At 69.9% G+C, this 16,934-nt stretch carries 18 protein-coding genes; 2 read left to right on the top strand and 16 right to left on the bottom strand.

Features of this window, described 5'->3' with window-relative positions:
• Positions 1 to 48: 48 nt before the first annotated feature.
• From ABZ738_RS05100 to paaA, 15 genes are all read right to left on the bottom strand, one after another.
• Positions 49 to 1,374, bottom strand: a complete 1,326-nt coding sequence (locus ABZ738_RS05100) for an NADH-quinone oxidoreductase subunit D (RefSeq protein WP_357211120.1) — start codon at positions 1,372 to 1,374, stop codon at positions 49 to 51.
• Positions 1,375 to 1,429: 55 nt separating this feature from the next.
• Positions 1,430 to 2,161 carry an NADH-quinone oxidoreductase subunit C gene (locus ABZ738_RS05095; protein WP_176092342.1) on the bottom strand — a complete coding sequence of 244 codons (732 nt, stop codon included), beginning with the start codon at positions 2,159 to 2,161 and terminating at the stop codon, positions 1,430 to 1,432.
• Entirely contained in the window at positions 2,158 to 2,835 is a 678-nt protein-coding gene (locus ABZ738_RS05090) for an NADH-quinone oxidoreductase subunit B (RefSeq protein WP_117229654.1), read from the bottom strand. Before ABZ738_RS05090 ends, ABZ738_RS05095 begins: the two co-directional genes overlap by 4 nt.
• Before the next feature lie 13 nt (positions 2,836 to 2,848).
• Positions 2,849 to 3,214: an NADH-quinone oxidoreductase subunit A gene (locus tag ABZ738_RS05085; protein WP_117229653.1), complete on the bottom strand. Its 366-nt coding sequence runs from the start codon at positions 3,212 to 3,214 to the stop codon at positions 2,849 to 2,851.
• A gap of 109 nt (positions 3,215 to 3,323) precedes the next feature.
• Positions 3,324 to 4,598, bottom strand: a complete 1,275-nt coding sequence (locus ABZ738_RS05080; RefSeq protein WP_357211117.1) for a geranylgeranyl reductase family protein — start codon at positions 4,596 to 4,598, stop codon at positions 3,324 to 3,326.
• A gap of 168 nt (positions 4,599 to 4,766) precedes the next feature.
• Positions 4,767 to 4,973, bottom strand: coding sequence for a hypothetical protein (locus tag ABZ738_RS05075; protein ID WP_131054082.1), 207 nt, complete (start codon positions 4,971 to 4,973; stop codon positions 4,767 to 4,769).
• Positions 4,974 to 5,049: 76 nt separating this feature from the next.
• Positions 5,050 to 5,757 carry a demethylmenaquinone methyltransferase gene (locus ABZ738_RS05070; RefSeq protein ID WP_131054083.1) on the bottom strand — a complete coding sequence of 236 codons (708 nt, stop codon included), beginning with the start codon at positions 5,755 to 5,757 and terminating at the stop codon, positions 5,050 to 5,052.
• A 149-nt stretch (positions 5,758 to 5,906) separates the two neighbouring features.
• A complete protein-coding gene (locus ABZ738_RS05065; RefSeq protein WP_357211114.1) occupies positions 5,907 to 7,088 on the bottom strand; it encodes an LPXTG cell wall anchor domain-containing protein in 1,182 nt (393 codons plus the stop codon).
• Positions 7,089 to 7,382: 294 nt separating this feature from the next.
• Positions 7,383 to 8,573, bottom strand: a complete 1,191-nt coding sequence (gene mqnC, locus ABZ738_RS05060; protein ID WP_131054602.1) for a cyclic dehypoxanthinyl futalosine synthase — start codon at positions 8,571 to 8,573, stop codon at positions 7,383 to 7,385.
• Between the two features lie 219 nt (positions 8,574 to 8,792).
• Positions 8,793 to 9,593, bottom strand: a complete 801-nt coding sequence (locus ABZ738_RS05055; RefSeq protein WP_176092337.1) for an SGNH/GDSL hydrolase family protein — start codon at positions 9,591 to 9,593, stop codon at positions 8,793 to 8,795.
• 198 nt (positions 9,594 to 9,791) lie between these two features.
• Complete coding sequence (gene paaE / locus ABZ738_RS05050; RefSeq protein WP_357211109.1) at positions 9,792 to 10,910, bottom strand: 1,2-phenylacetyl-CoA epoxidase subunit PaaE; 1,119 nt, start codon at positions 10,908 to 10,910, stop codon at positions 9,792 to 9,794.
• Positions 10,907 to 11,383 (bottom strand): 1,2-phenylacetyl-CoA epoxidase subunit PaaD, encoded by a 477-nt coding sequence (paaD, locus tag ABZ738_RS05045; RefSeq protein ID WP_357211106.1) that lies wholly within the window; start codon positions 11,381 to 11,383, stop codon positions 10,907 to 10,909. Before paaD ends, paaE begins: the two co-directional genes overlap by 4 nt.
• A gap of 19 nt (positions 11,384 to 11,402) precedes the next feature.
• Positions 11,403 to 12,128 (bottom strand): 1,2-phenylacetyl-CoA epoxidase subunit PaaC, encoded by a 726-nt coding sequence (paaC, locus tag ABZ738_RS05040; RefSeq protein ID WP_357211104.1) that lies wholly within the window; start codon positions 12,126 to 12,128, stop codon positions 11,403 to 11,405.
• Positions 12,125 to 12,427, bottom strand: coding sequence for a 1,2-phenylacetyl-CoA epoxidase subunit PaaB (gene paaB, locus ABZ738_RS05035; protein WP_131054607.1), 303 nt, complete (start codon positions 12,425 to 12,427; stop codon positions 12,125 to 12,127). Before paaB ends, paaC begins: the two co-directional genes overlap by 4 nt.
• A gap of 55 nt (positions 12,428 to 12,482) precedes the next feature.
• The gene (gene paaA / locus ABZ738_RS05030; protein WP_357211101.1) at positions 12,483 to 13,538 is read right to left on the bottom strand and encodes a 1,2-phenylacetyl-CoA epoxidase subunit PaaA; all 1,056 of its coding nucleotides are present in this window, start codon (positions 13,536 to 13,538) and stop codon (positions 12,483 to 12,485) included.
• Positions 13,539 to 13,901: 363 nt separating this feature from the next.
• Between paaA and ABZ738_RS05025 the strand changes: the two genes are divergently transcribed.
• Both ABZ738_RS05025 and ABZ738_RS05020 read left to right on the top strand, forming a co-directional pair.
• Entirely contained in the window at positions 13,902 to 14,885 is a 984-nt protein-coding gene (locus ABZ738_RS05025; RefSeq protein ID WP_357211099.1) for a hypothetical protein, read from the top strand.
• Complete coding sequence (locus ABZ738_RS05020; protein ID WP_357211097.1) at positions 14,885 to 15,823, top strand: serine hydrolase; 939 nt, start codon at positions 14,885 to 14,887, stop codon at positions 15,821 to 15,823. Before ABZ738_RS05025 ends, ABZ738_RS05020 begins: the two co-directional genes overlap by 1 nt.
• Positions 15,824 to 15,912: 89 nt before the next feature.
• Here the strand turns inward: ABZ738_RS05020 and ABZ738_RS05015 are convergent, their stop codons facing one another.
• Positions 15,913 to 16,764, bottom strand: coding sequence for a menaquinone biosynthesis protein (locus ABZ738_RS05015; protein ID WP_131055694.1), 852 nt, complete (start codon positions 16,762 to 16,764; stop codon positions 15,913 to 15,915).
• Positions 16,765 to 16,934 lie beyond the last annotated feature (170 nt).

Here is a 16,934-nt window from a genome sequence, read left to right as displayed (position 1 = left end):
GCCGCCTTCCGTTCGCGACTGCGGGGATCGCAAGCCCACTCCTCGCGCTCACCGGTCACAACCTCCCATGACGGGGTCCAGCGAGGCACCGCCGGCGATCACGTCGGCGATCAGGCCACCCTCGGCCATCGCCGGCAGTGCCTGGAGGTTGACGAAGCTCGGCTCGCGGTAGTGCACCCGGTACGGCCGGGTGCCACCGTCGGAGACCGCGTGCACACCCAGCTCGCCGCGCGGCGACTCGATGCCGACGTACACCTGGCCCGGCGGCACCCGGAAGCCCTCCGTCACCAGCTTGAAGTGGTGGATCAGGGACTCCATCGACTGCCCCATGATCTTGGCGACGTGCTCCAGGGAGTTGCCCATGCCGTCGACACCGATGGCCAGCTGCGCCGGCCACGCGATCTTCTTGTCGGCGACCATCACCGGACCCGGCTCGAGCCGGTCCAGCGCCTGCTCGACGATCTTGAGCGACTCCCGCATCTCGGCCATCCGGACCAGGTACCGGCCCCAGACGTCGCCGTCGGGATGCGTCGGCACGTCGAACTCGTAGTCCTCGTAACCGCAGTACGGCATGGTCTTGCGCAGGTCCCAGGCCAGCCCGGCGGAGCGCAGCACCGGCCCGGTGACGCCGAGCGCGACACAACCGGTCACGTCCAGCACCGCGACGTTCTTCGTCCGCTCCAGCCAGATCGGCTGGCCGGAGAGCAGGTCCTCGTACTCCTTGAGTCGCTTCGGCAGGAGCTTGAGGAAGTCGCGGATCTTGACGATAGCCTCGTCCGGCACGTCCTGGGCGACACCGCCCGGCCGGACGTACGCGTGGTTCATCCGCAGGCCGGTGATGAGCTCGAAGATCTCCAGGATGTACTCGCGTTCCCGGAAGCCGTAGAGCATCATGTTGATCGCGCCCAGCTCCATCGCCGTGGTGGCGACCCAGACCAGGTGCGAGGAGATCCGGTTCAGCTCCATCATGAGCACCCGGATGGTGTTGGCCCGCTCGGTGATGTCGTCGGTGATACCGAGCAGCTTCTCCACGGCGAGCGAGTACGCCGTCTCGTTGAAGATCGGCGAGAGGTAGTCCATCCGGGTCACGAACGTCGAGCCCTGGACCCAGTTGCGGTATTCCAGGTTCTTCTCGATACCGGTGTGCAGGTAGCCGACGACCGAGCGGGCCTCCCGGACCGTCTCGCCCTCCAGCTCCAGGACCAGCCGCAGCACCCCGTGCGTGGACGGGTGCTGCGGACCCATGTTGACGACGATCCGACCCTCGTTGATCGGGTCGACTCCCGAGACGAGGTCGTCCCAGTCCCCACCGGTGACGGTGAAGACCCGACCTTCGGTGGTCTCGCGCTCGGTGGCGTAGTTGGACGCGCTCACAGTGCCGACCTTTCGTTCGCGACTGCGGGGCTCCGCTTCGCTGCACTCCTCGCGTTCACTGGTACGACCTCCGCTTGTCGGGCGGCGGGATCTCGGCGCCCTTGTACTCCACGGGCACGCCGCCGAGGGGGTAGTCCTTCCGCTGCGGGTGACCCTCCCAGTCGTCCGGCATGAGGATCCGGGTCAGCGCCGGGTGGCCGTCGAAGACGACGCCGAACATGTCGTACGCCTCCCGCTCCTGCCAGTCCGCGGTCGGGTAGACCGAGGTGACGCTGGGCAGATGCGGCTCCTCGGCGGAGACGGCCACCTCCAGCCGCACCAGTCGCCGATAGGTCATCGAGGTGAGCTGGTAGACCACGTGCAGCCGGCGCTCGTCGGCACCGAGGTAGTCCACGCCGGAGAGCGACGAGAGCAGCTCGAAGCGCAGTCCCGCGTCGTCCCGCATCACCTGGCAGACCTCGGCGATCCGCTCCGGGCGGATGTGCAGGGTCAGCTCACCCCGGTCGACGACCACGTTCTCGATCGCGTCGCCGAAGGCCGGGTACGCCTCCTCCAGCGCGTCGTACACCTCGTCGAAGTAGCCGCCGAACGGCCGGGGCGAGTCCACGAGCTGCGGGCGCGGGCGGACCAGCCCGCCGAAGCCGGAGACGTCACCGGTGCCCTGGTTGCCGAACATGCCCCGACCGGCGGGCGAGGCCGGCGGGAACTCGGCGGGTGCACCGCTGGTCGACCCGGCCGGCGTCACCGGAACCGGTACGACACCGTCGGTCCGCTTGTCGTCAGTCACTTGATCCCCCCGTACGGGTGGAGGTGGTTCTGGGCCTTCATCCAGTTCTCGATCCGCAACTGCTCCTCGCGGCCCTCGCGGACGGCCTTCGTCCACTCGGCCCGCCGGGCCTTGTCGTTGCGGTACGACGACGGCATCGAGCCGTACGGCACCACCGGCACGTCACCGCGCGCCTCGCGGGCCGCCAGCATCTTGCGGCCGTTCGGACCGAGCGGCTCGTGGCCGATCTTCTCGCGCAGCTTGAGGATCGCGTCGATGAGCATCTCCGGCCGGGGCGGGCAGCCCGGGAGGTACATGTCGACCGGCACGACGTGGTCCACGCCCTGCACGATGGCGTAGTTGTTGAACATGCCGCCGCTGCTGGCGCAGACGCCCATGGAGAGCACCCAGCGGGGCTCGGCCATCTGGTCGTAGATCTGGCGCAGCACCGGGGCCATCTTCTGGCTGACCCGGCCGGCGACGATCATCAGGTCGGCCTGACGGGGCGAGGCCCGGAAGACCTCCATGCCCCACCGGCCCATGTCGTAGTGCGGACCACCGGCGGCCATCATCTCGATCGCGCAGCAGGCCAGGCCGAAGGTGGCACCCCAGACCGACGACTTGCGCGACCAGTTGACGAGCTTCTCCACCGAGGTGAGCAGGACGCCGGCGGGAAGTTTCTCCTCGATACCCATTGCCGTTCCTCCCTCAGTCCCAGTCCAGGCCGCCGCGCCGCCACTCGTAGGCGTACGCGACGAAGACCGCACCGATGAAAATCAACATGGCGACGAATCCGAATACCGGAAGCATGTCGAAGGAGACCGCCCACGGGTAAAGGAAGATCATTTCCACGTCGAAGACGATGAAGAGCATCGCCGTCAGATAGAACTTGACCGGGAACCGGCTGCCGCCGATCGGCTGCGGGCTGGGCTCGATGCCACATTCGTAGGCTTCGAGCTTGGCCTTGTTGTAGCGCCGGGGTCCGGCGAACCGGGCAGCCCCTATGGAGAACAGCGCGAAGGCCGCGGCGAGGGCGAACAGCCCAATGATGGGTACGTAAGGCGAGAGCGACATCTTCTTCTCCTGCTCGTCCTTCCCTGCCCGCGTTCGTTGGCGAAATTCACACTATTCACATCCCACCCGGCGACCGTCGGCGGGGGGTCGATCTGCCTGGTCCGCGCCCCTACACTGCGGGCGCGACCCGGGTCATCGCATTGATCACCCGGTCCATCGCGTCACCGCCACGAGGGTCGGTGAGGTTGGCCAGCAGCTTGAGCACGAATCTCATGAGGGTCGGGTGGGGCATGCCGTGCTTGGTCGCCACCCGCATGATCTCGGGCCGGCCGATCAGCTTCACGAAGACCCCACCCAGCCGGTAGTAGCCGCCGAACCGGGTCTTCAACTCCTGCGGGTACGCCATCAGTGCCCGCTCGCGCTCGGCACCGACCGGACGGGCCAGCGCCTGCACCGCGACCTCCGCGGCCAGTTCACCGGACTCCATGGCGTACGCGATGCCCTCGCCGTTGAACGGGTTGACCATGCCGCCGGAGTCACCGACAAGCATGACCCCCCGGGTGTAGTGCGGCACCCGGTTGAAGCCCATGGGCAACGCCGCGCCGAGGATCGAGCCCTCGGCGTTGGCCTCGTCGGTCATCCCCCACTCCGGTGGCGTGTTGGCCAGCCAGTCGGTGAGCAGCCGCCGGTAGTTGGTCTTGCCGAAGGCCGACGAGGAGTTGAGGATGCCGAGGCCGACGTTGACCCGGCCGTCGCCGAGGCCGAAGATCCAGCCGTACCCGGGCAGCAGGGCACCGGTGCCCTTGGCCCGCAGCTCCAGCCAGGACTCCAGGTAGTTGTCGTCGTGCCGGGCCTCGGAGCGGTAGTAGCGGCGTACCGCCACGCCGATCGGGCGGTCCTCGCGCTTGGCCAGCCCGAGGGCGAGCGGGAAGCGGCCGGAGACGCCGTCCGCGGCGACGACCAGCGGCGCGTGGAAGGTGGCCGGGGCCTTGTCCGGGCCGTCCTCGGCCTCCACGCCGATCACCCGGCCGTTGCCGTCGAGCACCGGGCCGGTCACGTTCACGTTGGTCCGCAGCGTCGCCCCGGCGGACGTCGCCCGCTGGACGAGCAGGTCGTCGAAGTCGAGTCGGGTGCGGACCAGCCCGTAGTTCGGGAAGCTGGCCAGGTCGGGCCAGTCCAGTTCGAGCCGGACCCCGCCGCCGATCACCCGCAGGCCTCGGTTGTGCAGCCAACCGGCCTCGGGCGAGGTGTCCACGCCCATCCGGATCAGTTGCCGCACCGCGCGCGGGGTCAGCCCGTCACCACAGACCTTCTCCCGGGGGAACTCGGTCTTCTCCAGCAGCAGCACGCGTACGCCGTGCCGGGCCAGGTGGTATGCGGTCGCCGACCCACCGGGGCCGGCGCCCACGACGATCACGTCGGCGTCGTTCTCCACCGCGGTCATTCGCGCCTCCTCCCCGGGTGCTCGTGAAATGCTTCACAAGCCAGTCGGGACGAGTCTATGACCGCCGCCGTACGCTCGGTTTGTTAGGGCGACCTAACATCACGGAAACAGGACACTGACGGAACTCCCGGACGCTGGGCTCATGCCGTCCGAGGCATCGGAGCAGCCCTATGCGCGGGGGCCGGTCGCGTCCAGACCTGCGCGGATCGTCTCCGGCAGGTGCTCCCGCAGCGCGCCGCCGGCAGCCCGGTCCAGCGCGGCGAGCACCTCGGACACCACCTGACGCACGTCCGCCGGATCCGCGCCGGCCAGATCCCTGAGCTGGTCGACCAGCTCGGCGGCATCATCGATGGCCACGTGGCGCGAATCCGTCATGCGGGCCAGCCTAAGCGGCAGACAATATCAAACAGACTTATTCGCCCAAATAGCGGTGAAAATGGTGCAAGTCGGATCAGTCGCGGATCGCGCGGTGCAGCGCCACGATGCCGCCGCTCAGGTTCCGCCACGCCACCCGACCCCACCCGGCCGCGCCCACCCGGGCGGCCAGCGCGGGCTGGTCCGGCCAGGCCCGGATCGACTCGGCGAGATAGACGTAGGCGTCCGGGTTGCTGGACACCGTCCGCGCCACCGCAGGCAACGACCGCATCAGGTACGACAGGTAGACGGTGCGGAAGGCCGGGTTGACCGGGGTGCTGAACTCGCACACCACCAGCCGGCCGCCGGGCCGGGTGACCCGCGCCAGCTCGCGCAGCGCCGCATCGGTGTCGCTGACGTTGCGCAGCGCGAAGGAGATGGTCACCGCGTCGAAACTCGCATCGGCGAAGGGCAGCCGGAGGGCGTCACCGGCCAGCAGCGGCACCTGTGGACGGACCCGCTTGCCCGCATAGAGCATGCCCAACGACAGGTCGGCGCCGACCGCGTACGCCCCGGAACGGGACAGCTCTTCGGTCGAGACCCCGGTGCCCGCGCCCACGTCCAGCACCCGGTCCCCGGGGCGCAGATCCAGCGCGGCCCGGGTGGCCCGCCGCCAGAACCGGTCCTGCCCGAAGGAGAGGACGGTGTTGGTCAGGTCGTAGCGGGCCGCGACCCCGTCGAACATCGCGGCGACCTCGTGCGGCTGCTTGTCCAGGCTGGCGCGCTGGCCCTGCGGGGTGCTCACCCCTCCACTCTGCCAGCCGGGCCTCGCACCCTTCACGCCCAGGGTCACCGGCGCCCACCGCAGAGACAGTAGGGGCGGGATGGTCGCCCATCCCGCCCCTACTGCCGTGCGTTATGTGAACGGCCCGCGCGGGCCGATTGAGGACTACCTCAGGAATTGGTCTTCTCGTCGCCCGGAGCCACCAGGACCACCCGGCGACGACGGGACACCAGGAACATGGCCGCACCGGCGAGCACGACACCCGCGCCGACGGCGCCGATCACGCCCGCCTGCACACCGGTGACCGGCAGGCCACCGCCGCCGCCACCGTTGCCGGTGGCCGCCACGATCACGGCGAAGTCGTCGCTGTTGTCGGACGGGTCGATGTCGGCGAACTCGGACTCCTCGATCTTCCGGACCTCGGCCCGGTCGAAGTCGGGCTTGGTCGCCTGCTTGCTGATCCGGGCTTCCGGCTTCAAGGCGCCGTACGCCACGGCCGCCAGCGAGCCGCCCTTGAGGGCCACCGGCGCCTTCACGTCCTCGTCCACCACGACCGGCAGCTCGAAGGTCAGCACGCTGTCCTGCTCGAGCACGAAGTCCTTGTCCTCGCAGACCACGGTGCGGTCGGCGCCGGTCTTGCAGCCGCCGATCGGGAAGGCCAGGCTGACGTGCTCGGGCAGCTTGAAGGTCATCTTGAGGCCCTGTGCGACCAGGTCACCCTGGTTGACGACCTCGCTGTACACGACGGCGGTGTCACCGGGGTGCAGCTTCTTGCCCTCTTTGCCGGTCTCGAAGTCGATGCTGGTCTTCACGTCCGGGACGATCACGCCCAGGTCGACGCCGCTCTCCGGGGTCACCTCGACGTCGAACTCGACGCTGTTGTTGCTGTCGTCGGTGTCGTCCGGCGACTCGATGGTGATGGTGACCGGGGCCTTGTACGGCCCGGTGGCCGTTCCACCGGGCTTGATCAGGAGGAGCGGCAGCTCGGTGGTCTCGCCGGGGCCGGGGATCTCGGTCTTGTTCAGCTCGCAGACGAACAGGTTCGGGTCCGGGTCGTTGTCGAACGTGCACCCGCCCTCGGTGAACGTCACGAACCAGAGCTTGCTCTCGTCCACCTTGGAGGCGTCGACCCTGAGGGAGACCTTGCTCGGGGTGTTCTTGCCCTGATTGGCGATCTTGGCCCAGGCGATCTTGCCCCAGGCGCCGTCGGTGACCCTGGTGCCGGCCGAGGTGATCGCCAGGTCGGTCTCGGTGCCGGCCGCATGGGCCGGCGCGCCGAACGCGGCGACCGCGCCCGAGGCGAGCAGCGCGGCCGTGGCCAGGCTCGCGGCACGGCGAGTGCGGAAGATCATTGAAGGGTCTCCCCCGTGGAGTGGTGTGAAGCGTACGGCCGGGGACGTTAGCGCTCAGGGATCACCCGCGCCACCCCGGTTCACACCGGCCACAGCCTGCTCAGCTAATCGCCATTTAAGGTTTGTCCGGATTGATGGCTCTTGTTGCCCAGGGGAGCGCGACCCCGCACCGCTCCGGCGTCGCGCTTCGAACCGGATGGATGGGCGGGGTGAGCCGTTCGGATGATCAGCTGAGAAGCGGCACCGTTGGCGAACCGTGACCTTCCCGGAAACCGCCCGTGACCTCGGGGAGAGTCAGTTCGCCTCGACCAGCGGCAGGGAGCGGCCGGCACCGCCGCCGGGCAGCGCGATCGACGAGAAGTGCGACACCACCCGTTCGTCGGTGGGGTCGTCGGCGGGGGTGTGGTGCACGGCCAGCCGCTGGTAGAGCGTGTCCCGTTGCGCCGGGATCCGGTCGGCGGAGCGGATCATCCCGATCAGCTCGTGCAGGTTGGACCGGTGCCGGGCACCCGCCGAGGAGATGACGTTCTCCTCCAGCATGATCGAACCCAGGTCGTCCACGCCCATGTGCAGCGCGAGCTGCCCCACGTCCTTGCCCGTGGTCAACCAGGACGCCTGCAGGTGCGGCACGGTCTCGAAGAAGAGCCGGGCCACCGCCACCAGGCGCAGGTACTCCAGCGTGGTCGCCTGGGTCCGGCCCTTGAGGTGGTTGTTCTCCGGCTGGTACGTCCACGGGATGAACGACCGGAAGCCCTGGGTACGGTCCTGCACGTCGCGGATCATCCGCAGGTGCTCGATCCGCTCGGCGGCCGTCTCACCGGTGCCCATCATCATCGTCGCGGTCGACTCGACGCCCTGCCGGTGCGCCAGCTCCATGACCTCCAGCCAGCGCTCACCCGACTCCTTGAGCGGCGCGATCGCCCGGCGCGGGCGCTCCGGAAGCATCTCGGCACCGGCACCGGCGATCGAGTCCAGCCCGGCGGCCTTGATCCGGGCGATGGCGTCGTCCAGGCTCACGCCGGAGACCTTCGCCATGTGCAGGATCTCGCTCGGCCCGATCGAGTGGATGGCGAGCTGCGGGTACGCCTTCTTGACCGAGGAGAACAACTCCTCGTAGTACTCCACCCCGTAGTCCGGGTGGTGGCCGCCCTGGAGCATGACCTGGGTCGCGCCCAACTCGACCGCCTCGCCGCAGCGGCGCAGGATCTCCTCGGTGGGGTGGGTCCACCCCTCCTTGTGCTTCGGCGCCCGATAGAAGGCGCAGAACTTGCACGCCGTCACGCAGACGTTGGTGTAGTTGATGTTGCGGTCGATCAGGTAGGTGACGACGTTGTCCGGGTACCGCCGACGGCGCACCGCGTCCGCGGCCTCGCCCAGCGCGTGGAAGGGCGCCTCGGTGTAGAGCAGCAGCGCCTCCTCGGGCGTGATCCGCCCACCGTCCGCGCCACGCTGCAGGATGTCGTCGATCTCCCGGCTCGTCGTCACGCCACCGAGCCTACGTCGCGACTCCCACCGACCACCTCCAGGCCCGGCCACCCTGTGACCAAGGTAGGACCAGCACCCACCGCCGCAGCGCGGATCTCGGTGCGAAACGGCCCCCGGAAGGGCGGTGTCGCACCAAGATCTCTCGGGTGCGCCGACGAGGCGGGGCCGCCCGCGTCCCTCGGGACACGAACGGCCCCGTCGGGCCTCGACCTGGTCGGATCAGGAGCGGTACGCCGCCAGCAACATGGTGTACGCGGCGTGCCCTTCCGCGTTCGGGTGGAAGGTCTCGGTGAGGCGGGTCAGGTTGACGCCGTGGATGAACGGCCTGGGGCTGCACGCCTCGTAACCGGCGAGGACCGGACGCATGTCGACGAAGGTGACGCCGGCCCGGCTCGCCGCCGCGCGGGTGCCCTCGGCCACCGCGTCGGCGTTGCCGTTCATGAAGGTGCGCTTGGCGGCACTGGGGCTGATCGCGCCGCAGGAGCCGGTCGGGGCGACCAGCCTCGGGTAGCCGAGCACGACCACCTTCGCCTTGGGCGCCCGGCGCTTGATCTCGCCGTAGAGGCCGGCGAGCTCGCCCACCATCTGGTTACGGGCGTAGTACGAGGAGTACATGGTGGCGGTCTCGCAGTACCACTCGCTCTCGGTGAGGCAGCCCGTCGCCACCGAGGAGAACTGCGCGTCGTTGCCGCCCACCGTGATGCTGACCAGCGCGGTGTTGCTGCTCAACGCGGAGAGCTGCTTGCTGCGCACGTCGGCCATGGTGGCACCGCTGCAGGTGACGTCCTTGAGCGTGTACCCGCCGACGCTGGAGGCCAGCAGCCTCGGGTAGCTCCTCGGACTGCGCAGACATGCGCCACTTGCCGAGTCGTACGGGAAGGCCCCGACGCCGGAGGCGTACGAGTCGCCGAGTGCCACGTACTCCTGGGGGGCTGCGGCGCGGGCGGGTGCACCGACGACCGCCTCCATGGCGATGAACGCCATGGCTGCGGCAACCACCACCGAGGTGAATTTGCGCATGGCTTCCTTCCTGAGTGTGAAGCCGGAACTGGCCGGGATGGCCGCATCAGCGCTCCTCCAAAGCGGACCAAGTCGGTCCAGCCATCGAGAACCGGACGATGCTCTCGTTCATCCCTCGGCGCCACAGACGGTGCGAAGCCCGCGCATGTTCAGGTCCCGGTCGGCGATCTTCCGACCGAGCGGGTGACGCGGGTGGCCTCAGGCGTCGTAGTCGACGGTGACGGTGTCGGTGACCGGGCTGGACTGGCAGGTCAGCACGTAACCGGCGGCCACCTCGTCAGGCTCAAGCGCGTAGTTGCGGGCCATCTCGACCCGACCGGAGACCACCTTCGCGCGGCAGGTCGAGCAGACGCCGCCCTTGCAGGCGTACGGCAACTCGCTGCGGACCTTCAATGCCGCGTCCAGGACCCGCTCGTCGCGGCGCATGGTGAAGCGCGACGAGCGGCCGTCGAGCAGGATGGTGACCTCGGTGCCGGTGCCCGGCTCGTCGCCCGGACGGCGGACCGGCTCCGGTGGCGCGTCGACGTGGAACAGCTCCGTGTGCACCGCCGACTCGGCGACGCCCCGCCCGACGAGCACCGTCCTGGCGTCCACCACGAGCCCGTACGGGCCGCAGAGGAACCACTCCTCGATCGCGTCACCGGGCACCACGGTGTCCAGCAACCGCCCCAGACGCGTGGCGTCGATCCGCCCGGAGAGCAGCGGCGACTCGGTCTGCTCCCGGGACAGCACGTGCACCAGGTGCAGCCGGGTCGGGTAGCGGTCCTTCAGGTCGGCCAGCTCCTCGGCGAACATCACCGAGTTGGCCGTACGGTTGCCGTACACCAGGGTGAAGGTGCTGGCCGGCTCGACGGCCAGGGCGGTGGCGATCAGCGACAGCACCGGGGTGATCCCGGAGCCGGCGACCACCGCGCCGTAGCGACGGACCCGCTCCGGGTCGAACGCGGTGCCGAAGTGTCCCAGCGGGGGCAGCACCTCGACGGTGTCGCCGCGCCGCAGCACCCCGCAGGCGTACGCCGAGAACGCCCCGCCGGGGATCTCCCGCACGCCGATCCGCAGCCGCCCGTGCCGGGCCAGGTCCTGCGGGATCGAGCAGATCGAGTACGACCGGCGCACGTCCGGGCCGCCACCCCCACCCTCGGTGGGCAGCCGTACGGTGAGGTGCTGGCCGGCCTGGAAGGCGAAGGTCTCGCGCAGGTCCTCGGGTACGTCGAAGGTGATCGCGACGGCGTCGGCGGTGAGCCGGTCCACCGCGACCACGGGCAACGGGTGGAACACCGGGCGGCGGCGGACCGGACGGGTGATGGTGACAGTCACAGCGCCTTCACATGGTCGAAGGGTTCGGAACAGGCGCGACAGCGCCACAGCGCCTTGCACGCGGTGGAGCCGAAGCGACTGAGCTGCTCGGTCTCCGGCGAACCGCAGCGTGGGCACCGCACGGCGAGGGTCAACGGGACCACGCCGTCGCGGGGTGCCGCCTGCGGTGGGGCGATGCCGGCGGCGGCCAGCTTGGCCCGGCCGGCGTCGCTGATCCAGTCGGTGCTCCAGGCGGGACTGTGCACCGTACGCACCTCGGCGTCCGGATGTCCGGCGACGGCCAACGCCCGCCGGATGTCGGCCCGGATGACGTCCATCGCCGGGCAGCCGGTGTACGTGGGGGTGATGGTCACCACGACGTGGCCGGTGGCCGGATCCTCCTCGACCGCCCGCAGGATGCCGAGGTCGTCGATGGTGACCACCCGGATCTCGGGGTCCACCACCGACGCGACGGCCGTGCGCGGGTCGGTCATCGCGGCGGTCCGTCCGCGCTCACCAGCGCGCCCCGGGGTGGGCGCGGTGCAGCACCTGCATCTCGGCGAGCAGGTACGACAGGTGTTCGGTGTGCACGCCGTCCCGCCCGCCGGCCGGCGCCCAGGTCGACTCGGGCGCGGTGAGGGTCGCCTCGGCGAGCACGCCGGTGACCGTGCGGTCGAATTCGTCCCGCAGGGTGGCAGGGTCGACCGGCGCATCCGGCCCGGGGGTGAACAGCTCGTCGGCGTACGGCCAGACCTGGTCGACGGCGGCCTGCATCCGCCGGTGCGACTCGGCGGTGCCGTCGCCGAGCCGCTTCACCCAGAGCGCGGCGTGGTCCAGGTGGTAGGCGGACTCCTTGCGGGCCTTGCCGCCGATCGCGGCCAGCCGCTCGTCCGCGCAGCCGGCCAGCGCGGTGTAGAGCGGAAGCTGGTACGCCGACAGCACGAGCAGCTTCGCCATCGTCACCGCGAAGTCGCCGTTCGGCAGCTCGACCAGCAGGCAGTTGCGGAACTCCCGATCGTCGCGCAGGTACGCCAGCGCGTCCTCGTCGCGACCCGCGCCCTCCAGCTCACCCGCGTACGTCAGCAGCAGCCGCGCCGCACCGAGCTGGTCGAGGGCGATGTTGGCCAGCGCGATGTCCTCCTCCATCTCCGGGGCGCGGGTGGTCCACTCGGCGAGCCGCTGCGCCGCGATCAACGCGTCGTCGCCGAGCGCCAGGGTGAAGGCGAAGGGACCGTTCACAGGTGCGCCACCCCGTCCGGCACCTCGTAGAAGGTGGGATGGCGATAGACCTTGTCGGCGGCCGGGTCGAAGAAGGCGTCCTTCTCGTCGGGGCTGGAGGCGGTGATCGCGCCGGCCGGCACCACCCAGATCGACACCCCCTCCTGACGGCGGGTGTAGAGGTCCCGGGCGTTGCGCAGCGCCAACTCGGCGTCGGGCGCGTGCAGGCTGCCCACGTGCGTGTGCGACAGACCCCGTCGGGCCCGGACGAAGACCTCCCAGAGCGGCGAGGTTTCCCTGCCAGCACTCGTCGCGCTCACTGTGTTGCCTCGGTTCGCGACTGCGGGGCTCGCAACACCGGCTCACTCCTCGCGCTCACGCCGCCACCTTCTCGTTGGTCCGCCGCTTCGCCGCGTACGCCTCGGCGGCCTCGCGTACCCATGCGCCGTCGGTGTGCGCCTGGCGGCGGTGCGCCATCCGCTGCCGGTTGCACGGCCCGTTGCCCTTGATCACCTGCATCAGCTCGGCGTAGTCGGGCTGGGTGTAGTCGTACGCCTGGCGCTCCTCGTTCCAGCGCAGGTCCGGGTCGGGAATGGTGAGCCCGAGCGCCTCCGCCTGGCCGACGCACATGTCCACGAAGCGCTGCCGCAACTCGTCGTTGGAGAAGCGCTTGATCTTCCAGGCCATCGACTGGGCGGAGTGGGTGGAGTCGCCGTCCGGCGGGCCGAACATGGCCAGCGACGGATACCACCAGCGGTCGACCGCGTCCTGCGCCATCGCCCGCTGGGCCGGGGTGCCGTGTGCCAGCACGTGCAGGATCTCGTAGCCCTGGCGCTGGTGGAACGACTCCTCCTTGCAGACCCTGATCATGGCGCGGGCGTACGGGCCGTAGGAGCAGCGGCACAACGGCACCTGGTTGACGATCGCCGCGCCGTCCACCAGCCAGCCGATGGCACCGACGTCGGCCCAGGTCAGAGTCGGGTAGTTGAAGATCGAGCTGTACTTCTGCCGGCCGTCGAGCAGGAGTTGGACCAGTTCGTCCCGGCTCACCCCGAGGGTCTCGGCGGCGGCGTAGAGGTAGAGCCCGTGACCGGCCTCGTCCTGCACCTTGGCGAGCAGGATCGCCTTGCGCTTGAGCGACGGCGCCCGGCTGATCCAGTTGCCCTCCGGCTGCATGCCGATGATCTCGGAGTGCGCGTGCTGGGCGATCTGCCGAATCAGCGTCCGCCGGTACGCCTCCGGCATCCAGTCGCGCGGCTCGATCTTCTGGTCGGCCTCGACCACGGCCGTGAAGTACGTCGCCAGGTCCGTGCCGGGTTCGGCGGCCGTCCGTCCCTGTTCCGCCGCGGCGCGCAGCGCGGCCTCCGCCGCCTCGACCTCGCCGAGCAGGCCGCCGGGCGGGTCCTCGCCCGGGAAGTCATTGCCATACATGGACTCAGTGTTACAGCTTGCGACCAGCGGCACCAGAGGGGTGTCATAGAAATACGAGATGCCCGAGCGTTACCGGCCGCACGCCACGAGTAGCGTCCGTCGCTGTGAGACGGGTCACAAACGAGCCACAAATCCTCGCAACAGCCGCGTAGCGGGTTCTTATCCCGCCTTCCCCGCGAGTTGGCCAGTGTCGGATCCTGGCGTCGCGCAGATCCGGACGTAGACTTCGCAGGTCACACCGATCGGTGCCGAACGATCGCCTGCCTTCAGGGGCACCTCCCCCGCCTCCGCAAGCGATCCATACCGGTCAGTCCTGGCAACAAGCCGGTCCCCCCGGCCCTGACATCTGGAGCTCACCCGCTCATGCGATCTCGCGTGATCATGGTGTTCGCCGTCACGGCGGTGCTACTCGGCGGCGTCATGCTGGTGCCGGCCGCGTACGCCCGGCTCTCCGGCGACGAGGCGAACGCCGCCCAGGAGAGCGTCGCGGCGCCGCCGCCCGCGCCACCGCCGCCACCAACCCTCGCCGCAGGCAAGGTCTCGGTGAACTTCGAGGGCGACTTCTTCTCGTGGGCGCTGATGGACCGCGAGTCGGGCAAGATCTCCGGCTCGAAGAACATGGCCGCGACAAGCTCCACCGAGTCGATGATCAAGGCCTGGATCGTCGCCGACTACCTGCGCCAGCTCGGCGACGAGGAGCCGACGGCCGCGCAGAAGAAGTCGGCCAGCAAGGCCATCCGGGACAGCGACGACTCGTCGACCAACTACATCTACCGCATGGCCGGCGGCTCGTACGCGGTGCCGGCCGGCGGCCAACCCGGCCCGGTGATCAAGCGCGCGATCAGCATCTGCGACCTCACCGACACCAAGCGGGGCAACGTCAAGGGGTACGAGGGCTGGTGGAGCTTCACCAGGATGTCCCCGCGCGACGCGGTCCGGCTCGGCGACTGCATCGCCGACGGCCGGGCGGCCGGCCCGAAGTGGACCGAGTGGCTGCTCTCCGAGATGAGCAAGGTGCGCGGCACCACCGCCGACAAGGACCAGCACGAGGAGAAGGGTTGGGGCGGCGGCCGATGGGGCATCATCGACGGCCTACCTGAGTCGATCACCAGTCAGGGCCCGGTCGGCATGAAGAACGGCTGGACCCGCCTCTATTACGACCGCAACTGGCACGTCAACTGCCTCGCGGTCACGGAGAAGTGGAGTCTGGCCGTCATGCTTCGCTATTCGATCGCCGAGAAGCTCGACTACGGGGCCGACGTCTGCGCCAGCGTCGCCGCCCAACTGGTGACCCCGCAGCCCGGCGGTGCGCTCAAGGTGCCGCAGCAGCCGGTCGGGAAGCTCTGATGCCCGCCCGCAAGCGCGACCGGGAGGGCGGAACATCCCCGCTACGGCTGATCGCGATCGCCTGCGTACTGCTCGGGCTGGTCCTGGTCTCCCTGCGCCTGCTCCCCGGCTCGCCCTTCGAGTCCCGCGCCGCCGCCGAGTGGGGCCGGTCCGATCCGCCGGTGTCCCGCGACGGCTCGCTCACCGACCGACACACGCGTCCGTCGCCCTCGCCCAGCCCGTCACCGGAGCCCGAGCCGCTGCCGTTCGCGGCGAAGCAGCTCGACCTGGACATCGACGGCTGGTACGGCTGGAGCGTGCTGGACCGCCGTTCCGGCGAGATCATCGGCTCGGACAACATGGACGAGACCAACACCACCGCCTCGCTCATCAAGTCCTGGGTCGTCGCCGACTACCTGCGCCGCACCGCGAACGCGGGACAGACGCCGAGCGACGCGAAGCTCGACGACCTGACCAGGATCATCCGGGACAGCGACAACACCCGCACCGAGCAGCTCTACACCCAGATCGGGCGGGCCGCGTCGATCAAGCGATTGCTGTCCGTCTGCGACCTGACCGACAGCAAGGTCTCCAGTGACCTGGGGTGGAGCCGTACCGAGCTGTCTCCCCGCGACACCGCACGGCTGGGCAACTGCATCGCCGACGGACGGGCCGCCGGCCCCGAGTGGACCAAGTGGCTGCTCAAGGAGATGCGCCTGGTACGCGGTGCCGGCGACTTCGGCATCCGCAAGGCGTTCCCGGCCGACGAGGCGAAGCGGATCGCCATCAAGAACGGCTGGGTGGACCGCACCCAGGAGCAGGAGATCCACGTCAACTGCCTGGCGGTCGGCGACACCTGGACGATGGGCGTGATGCTCCGCTACCCCATCGCCAAGGGCTACGAGTACGGCATGGACAACTGCCAGGAGATCACCGAGGCCCTGCTGACGCGTACCTGAGGGTGCGGGTGGTCAGCGGCCGACCGCAGCGCCGGCGGCGGCGCACGGCGGGGGCTCGACGGCCGCGCTGCCGCGGGTTCGGGGTGCGGTCAGCGGGTGAAGAAGGCCGGTCCGCCGGCCGGCAACGCGGGCGTCTCGCCGATCTCGGCGGCCCGACGGGCGAACTCCCGGAGCCCGGCGACCTGACGCTCGCCGAGCGAGAAGTCCAGGGCCCGGAAGTACTCGGCGAGGGTGGCCGCGTCGAAGGGTTCCCACCGGGCCGCCGACTCGGCGACCTGGTCCAGCTCGGCCAGGCACAGGTCACGCGAGCGCAGGAACGCCTCGTGGACCTCCTTGACCAGACCGGGATGGGCGGCGGCGAAGTCGCGGCGGACCGCCCAGACGGCGAAGACCATCGGCAGACCGGTCCACTCCCGCCAGGCGAGCCCCAGGTCGGTCACGGTCAGCCCCTGCCGGGGGGCTTCGTACATCGCCCGCAGGGCCACGTCACCGATCAGCACCGCGGCGTCGGCCTCCAGCAGCATCTGGGTCAGGTCCGGCGGGCAGCGGAAGTACTCCGGGTCGACGCCGTACCGCTCGCGCAACAGCAGCCGGGCGAGCAGCACCCCGGTCCGCGAGGTGGACCCGAGCGCGATCCGCGCCCCGTCGAGGTCGGCCAGCGGGCGGGTGCTGACCAGGTTGACCGAGAGCACCGGGCCGTCACTGCCGACCGCCAGGTCCGGCAGGAGCAGCAGTTCGTCGGCGTGCCGCAGGTACTCGACCAGGGTGATCGGCCCGATGTCCAGGTCACCGGCGACCAGCGCGGCGCTGAGCCGGTCCGGCGAGTCCTTGTGCAGGTCGACGTCGAGCAGCGCACCCGAGCGCATCAGCCCCCAGTAGATGGGCAGGCAGTTGAGGAACTGGATGTGCCCGACCCGGGGGCGGGCGACGCGCTCGACCATGCCCCGACCGTATCCCCGCACCGCCCGATCGGCTCAGCGAGCCGCCCCGGAAGTGGCCAACCCCGCACCTGATGTAAGCAGGGGTCCCCTGTACGACACCAGGCGTTAGCAGGGGGCCCTTCCTTGCACGGCCCCGGCTCGGGGTGGTGGTAAATCGGTTGCTGGCCGCC

The organism is Micromonospora sp. NPDC047793, assembly GCF_040642635.1.
Lineage (GTDB): Bacteria > Actinomycetota > Actinomycetes > Mycobacteriales > Micromonosporaceae > Micromonospora.
Note: the sequence above shows the minus strand (reverse complement) of the source record. Positions and strands in the feature narration are given on the sequence as shown.

What these genes read in the sequence shown, in the direction of transcription:
- ABZ738_RS05090 (WP_117229654.1), bottom strand. Translation starts at nt 2,835, where the DNA reads ATGGGTATCGAGGAGAAACTTCCCGCCGGCGTCCTGCTCACCTCGGTG.
- ABZ738_RS05085 (WP_117229653.1), bottom strand. Translation starts at nt 3,214, where the DNA reads ATGTCGCTCTCGCCTTACGTACCCATCATTGGGCTGTTCGCCCTCGCC.
- ABZ738_RS05080 (WP_357211117.1), bottom strand. Translation starts at nt 4,598, where the DNA reads ATGACCGCGGTGGAGAACGACGCCGACGTGATCGTCGTGGGCGCCGGC.
- ABZ738_RS05075 (WP_131054082.1), bottom strand. Translation starts at nt 4,973, where the DNA reads ATGACGGATTCGCGCCACGTGGCCATCGATGATGCCGCCGAGCTGGTC.
- ABZ738_RS05065 (WP_357211114.1), bottom strand. Translation starts at nt 7,088, where the DNA reads ATGATCTTCCGCACTCGCCGTGCCGCGAGCCTGGCCACGGCCGCGCTG.
- ABZ738_RS05055 (WP_176092337.1), bottom strand. Translation starts at nt 9,593, where the DNA reads ATGCGCAAATTCACCTCGGTGGTGGTTGCCGCAGCCATGGCGTTCATC.
- paaD (WP_357211106.1), bottom strand. Translation starts at nt 11,383, where the DNA reads ATGACCGACCCGCGCACGGCCGTCGCGTCGGTGGTGGACCCCGAGATC.
- paaA (WP_357211101.1), bottom strand. Translation starts at nt 13,538, where the DNA reads ATGTATGGCAATGACTTCCCGGGCGAGGACCCGCCCGGCGGCCTGCTC.
- ABZ738_RS05025 (WP_357211099.1), top strand. Translation starts at nt 13,902, where the DNA reads ATGCGATCTCGCGTGATCATGGTGTTCGCCGTCACGGCGGTGCTACTC.
- ABZ738_RS05020 (WP_357211097.1), top strand. Translation starts at nt 14,885, where the DNA reads ATGCCCGCCCGCAAGCGCGACCGGGAGGGCGGAACATCCCCGCTACGG.
- ABZ738_RS05015 (WP_131055694.1), bottom strand. Translation starts at nt 16,764, where the DNA reads ATGGTCGAGCGCGTCGCCCGCCCCCGGGTCGGGCACATCCAGTTCCTC.